The following is a 16,839-nucleotide window of genomic DNA, read 5'->3' as shown; positions in this document are numbered from 1 at the left end:
ATGGCAACGGTGCTGGTCGTCGAGGACGAATTCGCCATCGCGGACCTGCTGGAGATGGTCCTCACCGACGAGGGCTACCACGTGCTGACCGCTGCCAACGGGCGCCAGGGGCTGGAGCGCCTGGCGGAGGGCCCGCGCCCGGACCTGGTCATCTCCGACTACATGATGCCGGTCCTCGATGGCGTCGGGCTGCTGCGGGCGATGCGGGAGAGCGAAGCCCAGCACGACATCCCCTGCATCGTCATGAGCTCCATGCCCGAGGCGAGCGTGCGTGAGCGCATCGACGGCTACGAAGCTTTCGTCCGCAAGCCGTTCGATCTCGACGCCATGGTCCAGCTGGTCGCGACCATCCTCGAGACACCCCGGCCGAAGCCCTGAGGCACGACCCGGGCGCCCCCGCCCGTCGTGGCCGCGTCTTCGGCTGCCTCTCGCTGAAGTCGCCGTGCCAGCCGTCGGCTTGTCACTGGGCGGCTGCTTCCTCCGGGGCATCCAGGCCGAGTTCCTGCCGCAGGTGGGCGAAGCGGACCGGGTCCATGGCCCGGCGGTCCAGCGCCAACTGCCGCAGCGCCGCCAGCCCTGCTTCCGTGAACATGGCCCGGGGTCCCATTCGCCCCGGCCGGAGCTCGACCAGGCCACGCTCGAGCATGCTCTGCACGGCCGGCGGCACCTTCGGTTCGCCCTTCTGCGGTCCGCCGCGCCAGGTGCGCAGGAACAGACCCTCGGCCAGGCTGGGGTACTGGCCGAAATGCATGCCCATCTCCCGCCGGATCAGGTCGCGCTCCGGCGCGGTGAAGGGGGAGGGAGGATGGTCCGCTCGGCTGCTCATCCGGCGATTCTATCACGCGGGTTGGCTGGCTCGGGAAGGATCACACAAGCAGAACTTTCCTGTGGTAGAATCAGGTGCAGATGCGCCCCTCACGGTCTCCGACGCTGCGCGGCCGGCTGCTCCTGCTGGTCGGCTTTGTCACCCTCGCGCTACTTGCCTTCGCCATCCTCGCGGTGTGGCAGGACTATAAGGCCGAGCGCGAGCATGCCGAGGAGCAGCTGAGGGATCAGGCCACGGCCCTGGCGCTGGCCGTGGACCGTGAGTTCGATCGCGCCGAGGCTGCGATGTCGATCCTCGCCACGTCGGCTGCTTTGGCGCGCGGCGACCTGGAGACCTTCGAGGCCGAGATGCGGGCCGCCTCCGCCCGGCTCGGCGGCGAGCCCATCGCCCTCACGACGCCCGACGGTCGGCAGGTTCTGAATACCCTTTGGGCTCCGGGGGGAGCGCCGGTCCAACATCCAGGGGTCCCTGACGACGCGGCGCGTCTTCACCAGTGGCCGCACCGAGGTGTCCAGCCTCCACCAGAGCTCGACTACAGGGCGACCGATCATCATCGCCGCCGTGCCGGTAGTCACCGCGCGCCAGGAGCCGCCGCTACCCACCTACGCGCTCGGCATCTCGCTGCGGCGCGACCACCTCGCCCGGATGCTCTCCGAGCAGAGCCTGCGGCAGGGCTGGAGCGGGGGCGTGCGCTGCTCGCCGTCGGCCCACGCACGGTCGCCGCCTGCCTGCGTGTGATCGGCCTGGCCGAGCACCCAGGCTTCGCCGCCTTCCACCGCGTGCTCAACCGGAATGCCTGGTCCGGCCTCGCACTCGCCCGCATCCTGCTGCGCCAAGTGGTGGCCGCCTTCGTCCCGGCCGGGCCGATCGTGATCGGTGTCGACCACACGCTGGAGCGCCGCCGCGGCCGGCACATCGGGCCCGCCGGTCACTTCTACGACGCGGGCCGCTCCTCACCGGCGTGGCAGGCCACCAGCCGGGGCCTGCGCTGGCTGAGCGCGATGGTGCTGGTCGAGGTGCCGTTCGCCGGCCATGTCTGGGCACTGCCGGTCCTGACCGCCCTGACCCCTAGCAAGACCTGGTCCGAGCAGCACGGGCAGCGGCACCGTCCGGTGACCGACTGGGCTCGCCGGTTGCTGCTGACACCGCGGCGTTGGCTGCCCGACCGGACGATCGTCGCCGTGATGGACGGCGAGTTCGCTGCCCTCGAGCTGCTGCATGCCCTGCGGTCCCGCATGGTGGTGATCACCCGGCTACGGCGCGACGCGCGCCTGTTCGATCCGCCCGGCGAGTGGGACCGGCGCGGCCGTCCGGCGCTGAAGGGGGATCGGCAACCCACGCTGACCGCACGAACCACCGATCCCGCGACGCGCTGGCGCCGCATCGTGCAGGCCAGCCGTGCGGGGTGGCGCAGTGCCGGCTGGATCGAATACACCGCCGGCACGGCGCTCTGGCACCACTCCGGCAAGCCGATCGTGCCGATCCTGTGGGTGCTGGTCCGCTACCCGGATGGTAGACGCGAGCCCGAGGCTTTCCTGTGCACCGACACGACGGCAAGCCTGCGCGAGGTCCTGGACCTCTTCAGCCGGCGCTGGTCGATGGAATCCACCTACGAAGAGAGCCACCGCCTCGAACTCCGGGACGGCGGCGGGCGGGAATGTGCCGTCGTCATCCACCCGCCAGCGGGCAGGGGCGAACCCCATGAGGTTCCGGGCGGCGGTGGGTCAGCAACGCTTGCGGAACTGATCGGCCGGGCCAGGCAGATGATCGACGCGGTGCTAGGGCCGCGCCCACCGCCGCGACACCTTGGGCTGCGAAGCCGCGAGCCGCTGCGATCCTGAGAGCATTACTCGCCGGCCGCAGGAGTATCGGATCCGCGTGTGTTGGGACTTCCGAGCCCGTAGCTGGTATTTGGATGGTTCCAGAACGGTTTCTCGAATAGAGCTGTGTTGCGGATTATTTTTATTGCAGCCTCACACAATACGTGAGTTGTATTTCGCGCCGCAGCAAATACGTTAGATGCAGGTTCGGGGAGGAACTTTGGAGGTTTCTCCCATGCCCGAACTTACATTCCTGCTGGCCGTCGCTGCTCTTGTCGTCGCCAGCCTCACCGCGCGCATCGTGGTCCTGAAGGGGCACTTCGACGACCTGCCGCCAATGCCCCGTGAGCATTGAACGCGTCCTGCGGCCCGACCCTCTCCGGATCCAATACTCATGACAGTCGATACCCAACTCGCCGGCAGCGGATCTAACGGTCCGCTCGCCTCCGGGCACGCTCACCCTATAACCCTCGCCCTGCAGGGCGGCGGCTCCCTCGGCGCTTTCGCCTGGGGCGTGCTGGACCGTCTGCTGGACGTGCCCAGCCTCCGCTTCGAGGTGGTCAGCGGCGCCAGCGCCGGCGCCATGAACGCCGCCCTGCTGGTCCAAGGGCTCGCCACCGGCGGCCCAGCCGAGGCCAAGCGTCTCCTTGAGACGTTCTGGCGCCGCGTCGCTGTTGCATCAGGATCACCCGACATCGGCGGGGCAGGCTGGCTCTTCCCGTTCAGCGGGATCATGGCGCCGATGGCCGAAGCGCTGCGGCAGACCACCAAGGGACTGGCACAACGGCAGGTCAACCCGCTGGGCCTCAACCCGCTCCGCGGCGTGCTCGACGGCCTCTTCGACCCGTCAGCCTTGGGCCGGGAGGGTGCGCCCTCGCTGGTCGTCTCAGCGACTCGGGTCAGCACCGGCGAGGCACGGCTCTTCCGGGACGGCGAGGTGACGGCGGAGGTGCTGCTGGCATCGTCCTGCCTGCCGCAGCTGTTCCCGGCCGTGGAGATCGAGGGCGAGCCCTACTGGGATGGTGGCTTCGCCAGCAACCCGCCGCTGCGGGCGTTGATCGAGGCCGGGGCGCCTGCCGACATCGTGCTGGTCCGCACGACGCCGGTCCAGCGCCCTGACCTGCCCACCAGCGCTGCCGCCGTGCTCGAGCGAACTGAGGAGATGACCTTCGGCGCAGCCTTGCGGCAGGAACTGCGGTCCCTTGCGCTGGCACAGCGCCTGCTGGCCGATCTGCCCTCGGCGCCAGGTGTCCTGGCCCGGCTGCGGGATGCCAGATTGCACGTGATTGGGGCCGAGGAGGAGTTCCGCGCGCTCAAGATCGGCAGCCACCAGGACCCCAGCTGGGCCTTCCTGCAGGAGATGCGCGCGCTTGGCCACGGTGCCGCCAATCAGTGGCTCGCGGCGGATCTCACCTCGGTCGGGATCCGCTCGACGGTGGACCTGTCCGGTTTCGCTGGACCTGTTCTCGAGCCGCACATCAGTATGCAGGGAATGGGCACGGCCCAGGCAGGTGCAACCTCCGTGCGGCGCACCACACGAAAGGCGCCCATGCCTATAGCGCGGGCGTAATGGGGACGTGTCAGGGACTCCCGGAGCAGCAAGGCGGCTGCGGTCATAAGCCTCTTGTGGCGCGGTCGTTGGAATCTCCGCAGTTCAGCGGCATGGTCGTTCCGTTTGCTGCAGTGCAACTTCGCGCTCGCCCATGCGTCTGCATGTTGCAGCACGGCAAAACGCCTTTTCCAGAACCGGAACTCTCAAGCTCCACGTGAGCTGCCGGGTGAGTGCCGGGTGCGGGCGCCAGCTCCCCATTTCATGTCGATATGGCCGCGGAGCCGGCTCCGCGGCAAACCAAGGAATTTACGATGAACCTTCGAACCCTGATGCAGACCGGTCCGGCCAAAGCCATTGAGCTGTTCGCCAAGCTGTCCGAGACCTCGGACGGTGCGGTGAAGACCCGGGAGAAGCTGTTTACCGAGTTGAAGGCCGAGCTCGAGCTCCACGCCAGCCTTGAGGAGCAGCACCTCTTCCCGGTGCTCCGGCGGAATGCCGAGACCAAGGAGCTCGTCGCCGACGCGATCCGCGACAACAAGGAGCTGCGGGCCAAGCTCGCCGAGCTCGAGGCCCTGCCGAAGAACGACGAGAGCTTCCCCGAGCGGCTGAAGGATCTGCAGAAGACCTTCCGGCAGCATGCGCGCGACGACAAGCGCGAGCTTCTGCCGGCGGTGCAGCGGGCGTTGAGCGAGGAGCAGGTCCAGAACGTCGCCGAGAAGATGGAAGCCGGCCTCGCCGAGGCCGAGCAGGCCAAGCAGGACGAGGCGGAGGAGCGGCGGGCCAAAGCCCGGCAGGAGCGTGAAGAGGCCGAGTTCCTGGCCCGTCAGGCCGAGCTGCGGGTCGAGCAGAGCCAGGCCGCTGAACGCCGCACCCGTGAGGCAGCCCGACAGGTTGCCGGCGCGGCGCTGGCGCCGGTGCAGGCCGCCACCGAGACGGCGCGGCAGGCCACTCGCCTGGCGGCAGGGGCTGCCGAAGCGACCAACAATATCGCCCGGCGTGCTCCGGCACGGGCTTCAGCCTCGGCATCGGCACTGACGGACATGTTCCTGTGGCCCTGGATGGGCGCGCTGCAGAGCATGCAACAGGCCGGCAGTGCTGTCGCCGCCAGGGGTCCCTCCGGCATGGAGGAGGTGATCCCGCTCGGCGAGGAGGTGCTTGAGGTCAGCAAGCGCACGGAGAACCGCGGCACGGCAAGGATCCGCCGCTTCGCCGTCGAGACCCAGGCCGAGGAGCAGGTCACCTTGCAGAGCGAGAAGGTGGTGGTAGAGCGCCGCCGGCCGGTGAGCGACAAGGTGACGGGCGAGATCCTGACCGAGATGACGGTGGAGGTGATCGAGACGGCCGAGGTCCCGGTCGTCGAGAAGCGCCTGCGGCTGCGGGAGGAGATCGTCGTCCGGACCGAGCGCACCCAGCAGGTCGAGACGGTGCAGGCGACGGTTCGCCGCGATGAGGTGGAGATCCAGCAGCCCGGCCGGAAGCGGGGCGGGCAGCAGCTTCGCTCAGTCGCCGCCGAAGGTTAGGACCAAACGCAGTCAGGGCAAGGCGGGCACCTGCGGTCGAGCAGAGGCCTGCCTCGCCTGGCTCCTGCGCCATGCGCGTCCAGCCCCGGAGCGCACCAGCATCGATAGCGTTAATTGAAATCCCAAACTGGCAACGTGTAGATCGACGCTGCCGCCGTGGGATCCTGAGCGATACGGCGCGCGGGCCGCCCGATCGCCCTGCATTGGCGCCATCGCCGAACCCGCCCCGCGAGGAACGGCCATGCCGCTTCATAGCTTCACAGTCGGGCAAAGCATCGAGTTCGTGCCCGCCAGGTTCGACGGTACCGCCCAGCGTGGAACCTACACGGTCGTTCGCCAGCTCCCCAACGACTCGAGTGACCGCGAGTACCGGGTGAGGAACATCAGCGACGGCCACGAGCGTGTGGTGCGGGAGAGCCAGATCCGCCGTGGGCCGACTACACCGTTGGGTTGAGGGTAGTTTAGGGTGGGCGAGCCGCACGCACGGTTAGCGTCGGTGTTGGTGGACTGTGTGCCCGCATCCGGCCTCATTTTGAGCGAGGCTTGATAGCGAAGGGACTCAGAAAGACCATTGACCGGCGCTTACTGACCTTCACGAAAAGAGAGTAAGCCTCTGCGGGTCAGCCCGTCCGCGAGGAGGTGCCCGTGAGTAATGATGCTTGGCGGCCGACGCGCTTGACGGTTGAGCAGATGGAAGAGCGGCGCCTGGCAGCGGCGGTGCTGTTGCGGCAGGGGCGCTTGCCCTCGACCTTGCTGCGTCCGGTAGAGGTTGGGCGGCTGCATCTGCGCCCGGGCAGCCCGCTGGTGATCACCCCGGAAAACGCCGTGATTGGGGTGCCGTCGCGGATGGGTTCTGTCAGAACTCGCGCCAGGCGACCCGTTTGGCTGGTCGGGGCGGCGCGGGTAGGCTCCAGGAGCAGCGGGACGGGACTCGGGTATGGACTGTGTGGCCTGCGGCTCGGCCGCGGTGGCGGAGCGGCCGGACCGCACCGCCCGGGGCTATCGCCGGCTCCGCTGCCGAGACTGCGGCAAGCAGTACAACGAGCGCTCCGGCACCCTGCTCAACCACGCCCAGTACCCGTCCGACGTCATCGCGCTCGTGGTGCTCTGGCGTCTGCGCTACCGCCTGACCCTGCGCGACCTGGCCGAGATGTTCCTCCAGCGCGGCATCGTCTTCAGCCACGAGGCCGTCCGTGCATGGGAGGCGAAGCTCGCACCGGAGTTGGCCCACGAGCTCCGCCGCCGACGGCACGCCAAGGGCGGCGCGGGCCGCCGCCGCTGGCACGTGGACGAGACGTATTTGAAGGTGCGGGGCCGCTGGTGTTACCTCTATCGCGCGATCGACCGCGACGGCCATCTCGTGGACACCATGCTGAGCGAGCACCGCGACATGGCGGCGGCCCAGGCCTTCTTCCGCTCGGCCAAGGCCGCCACGGGCGTCACGCCCGACCAGATCACCACCGACGGGCACGGCTCCTACCCGCGGGCAATCCGCTCGACGCTCGGCCGGCGGGTTCTGCACCGTACCAGTGCCTACAAAAACAATCGACTGGAGCAGGACCACCGCGGTGTCAAAGGCCGCATACGATGTATGCGGGGGTTCAAGAGCCTCGCTTCGGCGGGCCGGTTCTGTCGAAGCCACGACGAGCTCCGCAACCTCCTCCGCCCCCGCACCCGCCACAATCAGCATGTCCCAGCAAGCCGCCGTCGCCGGCTCCACCTCCGGCGCGCCGCCATCGCGCTCGCCATCCTCGAGACCGCGTAGGCTGAACTCGCCCACCAGCTCACGCCGGCAGGTTTGGCGCGAGTGCTGACAAAACCGGTCCTGCACTTTCGGATGAACCGGCGCGCTGAGACACCGGCATGCCGGGCAGGGTCGTCCAGTTGAGCACTGGCAGCCCTTTGGGCCGAGACCAGGTCGGAGGCACCGGAATGCTGCCAATGCGGCCGGCCGGAAGGCCGGCGATGCGGCAGGGGTCGGCCAAGCCGTGATGGTGGTCGCTGCATCGAGGTGATCGGAAACCAGTCCCATCGGCCGTCCAACCCCGTCACCTGCCGGTCGCTTCCTCCGGAGCATCCAGGCCAAGTTCCCGGCGCAGGTGGGCGAAGCGGACCGGGTCCATGGCCCGGCGGTCCAGCGCCAACTGCCGCAGCGCCGCCAGCCCTGCTTCCGTGAACATGGCCCGGGGTCCCATTCGCCCCGGCCGGAGCTCGACCAGGCCACGCTCGAGCATGCTCTGCACGGCCGGCGGCACCTTCGGTTCGCCCTTCTGCGGTCCGCCGCGCCAGGTGCGCAGGAACAGACCCTCGGCCAGGCTGGGGTACTGGCCGAAATGCATGCCCATCTCCCGCCGGATCAGGTCGCGCTCCGGCGCGGTGAAGGGGGAGGGAGGATGGTCCGCTCGGCTGCTCATCCGGCGATTCTATCACGCGGGTTGGCTGGCTCGGGAAGGATCACACAAGCAGAACTTTCCTGTGGTAGAATCAGGTGCAGATGCGCCCCTCACGGTCTCCGACGCTGCGCGGCCGGCTGCTCCTGCTGGTCGGCTTTGTCACCCTCGCGCTACTTGCCTTCGCCATCCTCGCGGTGTGGCAGGACTATAAGGCCGAGCGCGAGCATGCCGAGGAGCAGCTGAGGGATCAGGCCACGGCCCTGGCGCTGGCCGTGGACCGTGAGTTCGATCGCGCCGAGGCTGCGATGTCGATCCTCGCCACGTCGGCTGCTTTGGCGCGCGGCGACCTGGAGACCTTCGAGGCCGAGATGCGGGCCGCCTCCGCCCGGCTCGGCGGCGAGCCCATCGCCCTCACGACGCCCGACGGTCGGCAGGTTCTGAATACCCTTTGGGCTCCGGGGGAGCGCCGGTCCAACATCCAGGGGTCCCTGACGACGCGGCGCGTCTTCACCAGTGGCAACACCGAGGTGTCCAACCTCCACCAGAGCTCGACCACGGGGCGGCCGGTGATCATCACCGCCGTGCCGGTGTTCACCGCGCGCCAGGGGCCACCGCTCCCCACCTACGCGCTCGGCATTTCGCTGCGGCGCGACCACCTCGCCCGGATGCTCTCCGAGCAGAGCCTGCGGCAGGGCTGGAGCGGGGGCGTGCTGGACCGCCGCGGCAACTACGTCGCCCGCACCCAGCGTGACGCGGAAACGGCCGGCCAGCCGGCCCAGCCCAGGGTGCGGGCGGCCTTGGCTGAGGCGGAGAGCGGCATCATCCACGGCGGCCTCCAGACGCTGGAGGGGGTGCCATGGATCGCCGCCTTCGCCCGTGCGCCAGCCACCGGCTACGCCATCGTGGTCGGCGTGCCGGAGGAGGCGTTTGCCGCACCCCTCCGCGCCGCGCTGCTGCGCACCCTCGGCACCGGAGCCCTGATCGCGGCGGCTGGCCTGCTGCTCGCGCTGTTGCTGGGCCGCCGCGTGGTTGCCTCGCTGCGCGTGCTCGAGATGCTGGGGCAGGGTGGGCCTGCCGGGGCGGTGCCCAAGGCAGGCCTTCGGGAGGTGGACGACATCGCACGGGTGCTCGCCGATGGGGCCCGACGGCAGGCGCTGCTGATCGCCGAGTTGAACCACCGGGTGAAGAACACGCTGGCCACCGTCCAGTCCGTGGCCGTGCAGACGCTGCGGAGTGCCGAGGGCGACACGGCGCGGTTCACCCACGACTTCGGCCAGCGGCTCCAGGCCCTGGCGGCCGCGCACAACCTGCTGACGGCGCATTCCTGGGGCGCAACCGACCTGGCCGCCATCGTGCAGGCGGCACTTGGCCCGTGGCTTGGTGACGGCGGGAGCGGGCCGCAGATTGCACCCGAGGGGCCCGGGGGCATTCCGGTGGCGCCGCGGCAGGCGCAGGCGATCATGCTGGCATTGCACGAGTTGGCGACGAATGCGGTCAAGTACGGGGCACTGTCGCGCGCCGGTGGACGGGTGGCGCTCGGCTGGTCACGGGAGCCGGATGGGGTGGTGGTGATCCATTGGACCGAGACAGGCGGCCCGGCGGTCGCGGGCCCGCCGCAGCGACGTGGCTTCGGCACCCGGCTGCTGGAGCGGGCTCTGGCCTACGATCTCGGCCCTGGCGCAACAGTGGTGCTGCGCTTTGAGCCCGCGGGGCTGCACGCGGTGATCCGCTTCACGCCAGGTGCGGTGCTGCCGGAGACTGTCGAGAGGCATGCGGCTGACCAGCGCCCCGACGGCGCATAGCGGCCGTTGAGGCTCGGACCTCGCCATTACCCGAAGGACGCTCCGTCCCCCGGCTCCATCCAGTCCTTTCGTCGCATCTTGCCGGATTTGACAAAGGCGGATAGCGACGCCGTGCCGGACCGGAGACCCGCCGTGCCACCCAGCCCGCCCATCGCCCCAGCCAGGCCCGCCGCTGCATGGCGCTGATCGGCTATGCCCGGGTTGTCTACTAAGCCGGCCATCAAATAGGTAGCATTCTGCTGCGCGCCGTGTGACGGTTCGGGCATGGCGCTGCGTCGTGACTTCCGCAAGCTCGATCCGACCACCCAGGCAGAGCTCCGCCGGGTGGCGGTCGGCATGGTCAACGGAGGCAAAACGCGGGTCGAGGCTGCGGCCGCTGTCGGCGTGAACCGTCGCTTTGTCGGTGAATGGGTCGAGGCGGCACGACGGTCTGGCGACGCGGCGCTGGAGGGTGGGCGGCGCGGCCGCCGTCCAGGCGAGCAGAAGCCGCTCTCGCCGCAGCAGGAGCGCCGGATCCGGCGACTGATCATGGACCGCTGCCCGGATCAGCTGAAGCTGCCATTTGCGCTGTGGACCCGCGAGGCGGTCGGTACGCTGATCGAGCGCGAGACCGGGCTGCGGCTGTCGACCTCGGCCCTCGGGCGCGCCTTGCGAGCCTGGGGCTTCACCGCTCAGCGCCCGGCGCACCGGGCCACCGAGCGGCGCGAGCCCGAGGTCCACGGCTGGCTGCAGCACGAGTACCCGGCGATCGCCGCCCGGGCCAAGGCCGAGGGTGGCGAGATCCACTGGGCCGACGAGACCGGCCTGTCCAACCAGGCCAACTACGGCCGGAGCTTCGCCCCAAAGGGCAAAACCCCCCGTCCTGCCACGCCCCGCGGCGCGGTTTTCGCAGTCGATGATCTCCAGCCTGACCAACCGGGGCACGCTGCGGTTCATGATCTATGACGGCGCGCTCACGGCGGCGACCTTCCTGGTGTTCCTGCGCCGTCTGGTGCAGGGCGCCAGGCGCAAGCTGTTCGTCATTGTCGACAACCTGCGGGTCCACCGCGCCCGGCAGGTCACGGTCTGGGTCAAGGCCAACTCCGAGCGGATCGAGTTGCTCTACCTCCCGCCCTACGCGCCGGAGCACAATCCGGACGAGTTCCTCAACAATGACGTCAAGCAGGCCATGGCGAGGCAGCCGGTCCCCCGGGACAAGGCTTCGCTCAAGGCCGATCTCACCTCCTACATGCGCGGCCTGCAACGCCGACCCGCCAAAGTCCGGGCCTTCTTCCAGGCCACCACCGTCCGCTACGCCGCGTAAGCCGCTAGAGGTACGTATTTGATGGCCGGCTTAGTAAGCGAAAGGGCCGCTTTCGCCTGCCTCGCGTCCATGCAGACCACTGGCAGACCCCGCTCGGCCAGCGCGTGGAAAAGCCAGGTTGACCAACAGCCGGTCTCCAGGCCAACGCGGGCGAGCTCGGGCGCATGGGCGGCGAGGGCCTCGGCAATGGCCTTCGGATCGGTTGCGACTTTGCCCCGCCACAGGAGGCGACCCGCCTCGTCCACGACGTGGACACTGGTGGTCTTCATCGAGACATCGAGCGCAGCATAGGCGGCCATGAGAACCTCCTCCATGCCGAACGGCGTGGCCAACATCGCACCAGGCGTCGGCGAACAGGGAGCCCTGGAGCCACGCCCGCGCGATTACGTCATGTCTCCACGGCCGGGCAGGACCTGGAGCCGCAGTTCCGGGCGCTGCGCGTCGCGGGCTGCACCGAGATCTTCGAAGAGAAGGCCTCCGGCACCAGCCGAGCCCGGCCGGAACTGGCGCGGGCCCTCGACCGGCTCGGCCGCGGCGACACCCTGGTCGTCGTCCGCATCGACCGCCTGGCCCGCTCGCTGGCTCACCTGCTGCAGGTGATCGAGCGGGTCCGGGAGGCGGGGGCGCACTTCCGCTCGCTCGGTGACCCAATCGACACCTCCGGCCCGGTTTTGTCAGCACTCGCGCCAAACCTGCCGGCGTGAGCTGGTGGGCGAGTTCAGCCTACGCGGTCTCGAGGATGGCGAGCGCGATGGCGGCGCGCCGGAGGTGGAGCCGGCGACGGCGGCTTGCTGGGACATGCTGATTGTGGCGGGTGCGGGGGCGGAGGAGGTTGCGGAGCTCGTCGTGGCTTCGACAGAACCGGCCCGCCGAAGCGAGGCTCTTGAACCCCCGCATACATCGTATGCGGCCTTTGACACCGCGGTGGTCCTGCTCCAGTCGATTGTTTTTGTAGGCACTGGTACGGTGCAGAACCCGCCGGCCGAGCGTCGAGCGGATTGCCCGCGGGTAGGAGCCGTGCCCGTCGGTGGTGATCTGGTCGGGCGTGACGCCCGTGGCGGCCCTGGCCGAGCGGAAGAAGGCCTGGGTGAGAGCGGCAGTGAGAAAGTGTCCCACTGAGGCGGCCGGTTGGTCCGGCCGCGGCGGTGCCAGAGTGTACCGCGATAGTGCCTTCCTTGGGCTCGTGGATGACGAGCTGGGGAAGGCGAAGGGATGTTCTCGGTGGAGCTCTACGGTCGTGTCCGCCACGCCTGCCATGTCGAGGGGCTGAGCATCCGGGAAGCGGCCCGGCGCTTCGGCCTTCACCGCAACACGGTCCGCAAGATGCTGGCCTTTTCGGTGCCTCCGGGCTACCGGCGGCGGGGTCCACCGGCACGCCCCCGGCTGGGGCCGTTCACCGCGCTCATCGACCGGATTCTGGAAGAGGACCGTTCGGCGCCCGCGAAGCAGCGGCACACGGCCAAGCGGATCCACGATCGGCTCCGCGCCGAGCATGGCTTTGCCGGCAGCTACACCACCGTGAAGGACTACGTTCGCCAGCGGCGGGCCGAGGTCCGGGAGGTGTTCGTGCCGCTGGTGCACCCGCCCGGCCATGCGCAAGCCGACTTCGGGGAGGCGGTGGCGGTGATCGGCGGGGTGGAGCGGAAGATTCACTTCTTCTGCCTCGACCTGCCGCACTCGGACGCCTGCTTCGTCAAGGCCTACCCGGCGGAGCGGCTCGAGGCCTTCTGTGACGGGCACAATGCCGCCTTCGCCTTCTTCGGTGGCGTGCCGCAATCCATCCTCTACGACAACACCAAGCTGGCGGTGGCGCGCATCCGCGACGACGGCACGCGCGAGCGCACCCGCGGCTTCGCCGAGCTGCAGTCGCACTACCTGTTCCTCGACCGCTTCGGGCGACCAGGCAAAGGCAACGACAAGGGAAAGGTGGAGGGTCTGGTTGGCTACGCCCGGCGCAACTTCCTGGTGCCGGTGCCGCGGGTCGAGAGCTTTGCTGCCCTCAATGCGCATCTCGAGCGGCGCTGCCTCGATCGGCTTGACCACCGGGTGCGTGGTCATGCCGAGGGCATCGGCGAACGGTTGGAGCGTGACCTCGCCGCCCTGCAGCGGCGGCCAGGCGCGCCCTATGAGGCCTGTGATCGCAAGGCCGGACGGGTCTCGGCCCTGTCGCTGGTACGTTACGATCGCAACGACTATTCGGTGCCGACCGCCTACGGCCACCGTGCGGTGCTGGTGCGCGGCTACGTCGAGGAGGTGCTGATCGCCTGCGGCGCCGAGGTCATCGCGCGGCATCCGCGCTCCTACGCGCGGGAGGACTTCATCTTCGAGCCGCTGCACTACCTGGCATTGCTGGAGCGCAAGGTCGGCGCACTGGACCAGGCGGCGCCACTGCAGGGCTGGGACCTGCCGGAGGCTTTCGCGACGCTGCGGCGCCTGTTGGAGGCGCGCATGGGCGTAGCTGGTAAGCGGGAGTATGTGCAGGTGCTGCGCCTGCTGGAGGCATTCCCGCGAGAGGAGGTCCACGCGGCCGCCCGGGAGGCGTTGCGGCTCGGGGCAATCGGCTTTGACGCTGTCAAGCACCTGGTGCTGTGCCGGATCGAACGCCGGCCGCCGCGGCTGGATTTGCAGGCGTACCCCTACCTGCCTCATGTCGCGGTCACGACCACCTCAGCGAAGGCCTACATGGCTCTGCTTGGGGAGAGCAGCTCATGAGCGACGTGCCGCAGGTGCTGCTGGCGCATCACCTCAAGGCGCTGAAGCTGCCGACCTTCCTGCGCGAGCACGAGAAGCTGGCCCGGCAGTGCGCGGCCGAAGGGGTGGACCATCTCCGCTTTCTGCTGCGCCTGGCCGAGCTGGAACTGATCGAGCGCGAGCAGCGGATGGTGGAGCGCCGCATCCGCGCGGCCCACTTCCCGACGGTCAAGAGCCTCGACAGCTTCGACTTTCCGGCCATCCCCTCGCTCAACAAGGCGCTGGTCCTCGAGCTGGCGCGGGGCGAGTACATCGAGCGGCGGGAGAACGTGATCGCGCTTGGCAACAGCGGCACCGGCAAGACGCATGTCGCGCTCGGGCTCGGCCTGGCGGCCTGCCAGCGGGGCGTGTCGGTTGGGTTCACCACGGCCGCCGCCTTGGTCCATGAGCTCCTGGAGGCACGCGACGAGAAGCGCCTGCTGCGTCTGCAAAAGCAGCTGGCCGGCTACAAGCTGCTGATCATCGACGAACTCGGGTTCGTGCCTCTCTCGAAGAGTGGTGCGGAGTTGCTGTTTGAAATTTTCAGTCAACGCTACGAGCGCGGCGCCACGCTGGTGACCAGCAATTTGCCGTTCGACGAATGGACCGAGGTCATGGGCAGCGAGCGGCTGACCGGAGCCCTTCTGGACCGCCTCACTCACCACGTCCATATCCTGGAAATGAATGGCGAGAGTTATCGCCTCAAGGCCAGTCGCCGCCAGCGGCACCGCCAACCCAATCCCGCTGCCGGCCCCACCTGACCTGCCAGATATTCCGCATCAGACGCCGACCACCCGGTACACTTTCTCTCCGGCGCACCGGTACAGGTTGTCTCCGCCCTTTACAGTTTGATGGTCTCTGGCCGGAACGAGCCAGCTAGGCGAAGCTGGCTGGATGCTCACTCATCCCCTCATTCCGGGCCGGCAAGTTTTGGGATGAGCACGCCGGCCTTTGACACGGCCACGGCGAAGTTTTGCATCAGCGGCGCGAGCCTATGCTCTGGCATGTTGGGGATAAGGTCGTAGAGCATGCAGCCTTGCCGGAACAGCGAGTGGGTGCGGGTTTTGCTCGTGTTGGACTTCAGCAGCCGGTCCATGCCGAGGCTTTCGCCGACGGCGCCGAGCAGAGTGAGCAGCGCGGTGGCGAAGGCGCTGACCAGCAGCAGTCGGTCGCGCCGCATGGGCTCGCTGATGCGGGTGGCGGACAGCCCCATGCCGAAGCGCAGGTCCTTGGTGTCGCGGAACGCAGGCTCAATCGTCCAGCGCCTGGCATAGTGGTTGACCAGCACCGCAGCGGTCGCCTCCGGGTCGCTCGCCGCCAGGCACCATGGCTGCTTCATGCCCTTGGCATGGACGCACACCACGGCGCCCACTTGCCGGCCCTGCGCCGTCACCCGGGCGTGGCGCAGCTTGCGGGCGCGGCCGCCCTTTCCGACCCATGCGGCCGCGGGTTTCGTCTCGCCATCCTCGGCGGTGACGTGGATGTTGCCGCGGAAGCGGATGACGTAGCCGAAGCCCAACTCGCCCAGGAAGGCGAACAGCTTCTGGTCGCCGAAGCCGCGGTCAGCCAGGATCGTCACCCGGCACCCTGGCGGGACGAGTTCGGCAAGGCGACGCAGACAAGCGTCCTCGTAATCGTTGCGCCGGGTTGCGATCTCCTCCTTCCAGACGGTCAGCCAGAGCAGCGGCGCCGCGCGGCCGTGGCCGGTCACCAGGCTCAGCACCAGCGTCGATTGGCCGTCATGGTCGAAATCCGTCCAATCCATCGCCACCAGGGCGTCGCTTCGCCCGTTCATCTGGTGCGGCACCCACCGCGCAAAGCTGTCCCACACATCGATGCCGCTGTTGCTGAGCAGCCGGTCCACCTGCTTGACCGCGTGCTTGGTCACCAGCCCGCGCGCTTGCGCCAGCGCCTGGCCGATCATCGCCACCGCGAGCGATGCTGCCGCCATCACCCCAAGCGTAGCGCCCGCCAGCGCATCGACCCGCTTGGCATGCAGGTCAGGCCCATACAGCCCGCCGATGAAATCCCGAACCTCGCCCAAACGCCCGATCGCACGCGCCGCCTCGACCACAGTCTACACCCATCCGTCCGTGACGCGGACGGTCTACGAAACGCAGGCGAATCGCGGCCATAACTAAGCCGATAAAAATGAGGGGATTCGTGAGGGCTGGATGACGTCTGAGCCTGCCACCTATCCCGGATGCCGCTTCCCGGCCGAGATCATCAGCCACGCTGCTCTATAGCTCTATTTTGTCTTCAGCCTCAGCCTGTGGGTGTCGAGCTGATCCTTGCCGAGCGCGGCATCGGCGTCACGCACGAGAGCATCCGGCAGTGGTGCCTCCGGTTCGGAGCGGACTTCGCCTGCAAGTTACGCCGGCGGCGGCCGAGGCCGGGCGACACCTGGTATCTCGATGAGGTATATCTGCGCATGAACGGACAGTTGCATTACCTCTGGCGCGCGGTGGACCGGCACGGCGTCGTGTTCGACATCCTCGTACAAGATCGCCGGAATGCGACCACCGCGAAACACATCTTCAAGCGCCTGCTCGCCGGTCTCAAGTTCAAGCCCAGCCGCATCATCACTGACGATCTGCGCAGCTATAGCGTGGCGCAGCGTGAGGTCCTGCCGGAGGTCAAGCACCGGACCAGCCATCATGGTGGGCCAGTAGGCTTGGGAACTCCTCGGCTGCCAAGCTGGCCGAGTTGCGGAGTCGTCAAAAGAGGCGGAATAGGTGGATGTCGGCAATCGACATGCGGCCACCCTTCCAATGACGACCAGATCGAATGCCATCATGCAGGTGTTTGCACCTCCGTCACTCGCGTTTTGTGAGACTGCGGTGGCACTGGCAGATGGCTCCAGACAGGCGCATCCGGCCCAAAGCGATCCTCC

At 68.6% G+C, this 16,839-nt stretch carries 16 protein-coding genes; 12 read left to right on the top strand and 4 right to left on the bottom strand.

Annotated features, from left to right (window positions below; genetic code table 11):
• Positions 1-378 carry a response regulator gene (locus tag KSF81_RS27705; RefSeq protein ID WP_217382093.1) on the top strand — a complete coding sequence of 126 codons (378 nt, stop codon included), beginning with the start codon at positions 1-3 and terminating at the stop codon, positions 376-378.
• 82 nt (positions 379-460) lie between these two features.
• Here the strand turns inward: KSF81_RS27705 and KSF81_RS27700 are convergent, their stop codons facing one another.
• Positions 461-826 (bottom strand): hypothetical protein, encoded by a 366-nt coding sequence (locus KSF81_RS27700; RefSeq protein ID WP_217382092.1) that lies wholly within the window; start codon positions 824-826, stop codon positions 461-463.
• Between the two features lie 80 nt (positions 827-906).
• On the opposite strand from KSF81_RS27700, the gene KSF81_RS27695 reads away from it, so the two are divergent.
• The 4 genes from KSF81_RS27695 (at position 907) to KSF81_RS27680 (ending at position 7,483) form a co-directional block, all read left to right on the top strand.
• Positions 907-2,667 (top strand): transposase, encoded by a 1,761-nt coding sequence (locus KSF81_RS27695; RefSeq protein ID WP_254454356.1) that lies wholly within the window; start codon positions 907-909, stop codon positions 2,665-2,667.
• A 373-nt stretch (positions 2,668-3,040) separates the two neighbouring features.
• Complete coding sequence (locus tag KSF81_RS27690) at positions 3,041-4,216, top strand: patatin-like phospholipase family protein (RefSeq protein ID WP_217381891.1); 1,176 nt, start codon at positions 3,041-3,043, stop codon at positions 4,214-4,216.
• Between the two features lie 293 nt (positions 4,217-4,509).
• Entirely contained in the window at positions 4,510-5,718 is a 1,209-nt protein-coding gene (locus KSF81_RS27685) for a DUF2382 domain-containing protein (RefSeq protein WP_217382090.1), read from the top strand.
• A 937-nt stretch (positions 5,719-6,655) separates the two neighbouring features.
• On the top strand, positions 6,656-7,483 hold the full coding sequence (locus KSF81_RS27680) for an IS6 family transposase (RefSeq protein ID WP_217382089.1): 828 nt from the start codon (positions 6,656-6,658) through the stop codon (positions 7,481-7,483).
• A 283-nt stretch (positions 7,484-7,766) separates the two neighbouring features.
• Here KSF81_RS27680 and KSF81_RS27675 read toward each other — a convergent pair whose 3' ends face one another.
• The gene (locus tag KSF81_RS27675) at positions 7,767-8,132 is read right to left on the bottom strand and encodes a hypothetical protein (RefSeq protein ID WP_217382088.1); all 366 of its coding nucleotides are present in this window, start codon (positions 8,130-8,132) and stop codon (positions 7,767-7,769) included.
• An 80-nt stretch (positions 8,133-8,212) separates the two neighbouring features.
• On the opposite strand from KSF81_RS27675, the gene KSF81_RS27670 reads away from it, so the two are divergent.
• The 4 genes from KSF81_RS27670 to KSF81_RS31720 all read left to right on the top strand — a co-directional run bounded on the left by KSF81_RS27670 (position 8,213) and on the right by KSF81_RS31720 (position 11,920).
• Positions 8,213-9,913, top strand: coding sequence for a sensor histidine kinase (locus tag KSF81_RS27670; RefSeq protein WP_217382087.1), 1,701 nt, complete (start codon positions 8,213-8,215; stop codon positions 9,911-9,913).
• Between the two features lie 264 nt (positions 9,914-10,177).
• Positions 10,178-10,858: an IS630 family transposase gene (locus KSF81_RS27665; RefSeq protein ID WP_217382086.1), complete on the top strand. Its 681-nt coding sequence runs from the start codon at positions 10,178-10,180 to the stop codon at positions 10,856-10,858.
• The gene (locus KSF81_RS27660; RefSeq protein ID WP_217382085.1) at positions 10,809-11,216 is read left to right on the top strand and encodes a transposase; all 408 of its coding nucleotides are present in this window, start codon (positions 10,809-10,811) and stop codon (positions 11,214-11,216) included. Before KSF81_RS27665 ends, KSF81_RS27660 begins: the two co-directional genes overlap by 50 nt.
• 164 nt (positions 11,217-11,380) lie before the next feature.
• The gene (locus KSF81_RS31720; RefSeq protein WP_217382084.1) at positions 11,381-11,920 is read left to right on the top strand and encodes a recombinase family protein; all 540 of its coding nucleotides are present in this window, start codon (positions 11,381-11,383) and stop codon (positions 11,918-11,920) included.
• A gap of 19 nt (positions 11,921-11,939) precedes the next feature.
• Here the strand turns inward: KSF81_RS31720 and KSF81_RS32585 are convergent, their stop codons facing one another.
• Positions 11,940-12,473, bottom strand: a complete 534-nt coding sequence (locus KSF81_RS32585) for a DDE-type integrase/transposase/recombinase (RefSeq protein WP_375293384.1) — start codon at positions 12,471-12,473, stop codon at positions 11,940-11,942.
• Here KSF81_RS32585 and istA point away from each other — a divergent pair.
• Complete coding sequence (gene istA / locus KSF81_RS27645) at positions 12,429-13,928, top strand: IS21 family transposase (RefSeq protein WP_217382082.1); 1,500 nt, start codon at positions 12,429-12,431, stop codon at positions 13,926-13,928. The two genes, KSF81_RS32585 and istA, sit on opposite strands and share 45 nt — an antisense overlap.
• Complete coding sequence (gene istB / locus KSF81_RS27640; protein WP_217382081.1) at positions 13,925-14,707, top strand: IS21-like element helper ATPase IstB; 783 nt, start codon at positions 13,925-13,927, stop codon at positions 14,705-14,707. The genes istA and istB overlap by 4 nt, the downstream gene beginning before the upstream one ends.
• A 149-nt stretch (positions 14,708-14,856) precedes the next feature.
• On the opposite strand, the gene KSF81_RS27635 is transcribed toward istB, so the two are convergent.
• Positions 14,857-15,999, bottom strand: a complete 1,143-nt coding sequence (locus KSF81_RS27635) for an IS4 family transposase (RefSeq protein WP_375293387.1) — start codon at positions 15,997-15,999, stop codon at positions 14,857-14,859.
• A 219-nt stretch (positions 16,000-16,218) separates the two neighbouring features.
• Between KSF81_RS27635 and KSF81_RS31085 the strand changes: the two genes are divergently transcribed.
• Positions 16,219-16,779, top strand: a complete 561-nt coding sequence (locus tag KSF81_RS31085; protein ID WP_217382079.1) for a DDE-type integrase/transposase/recombinase — start codon at positions 16,219-16,221, stop codon at positions 16,777-16,779.
• Positions 16,780-16,839: the final 60 nt, after the last annotated feature.

It is taken from the genome of Siccirubricoccus sp. G192, from assembly GCF_019084075.1.
GTDB lineage: Bacteria > Pseudomonadota > Alphaproteobacteria > Acetobacterales > Acetobacteraceae > G192.
Note: the sequence above shows the minus strand (reverse complement) of the source record. Positions and strands in the feature narration are given on the sequence as shown.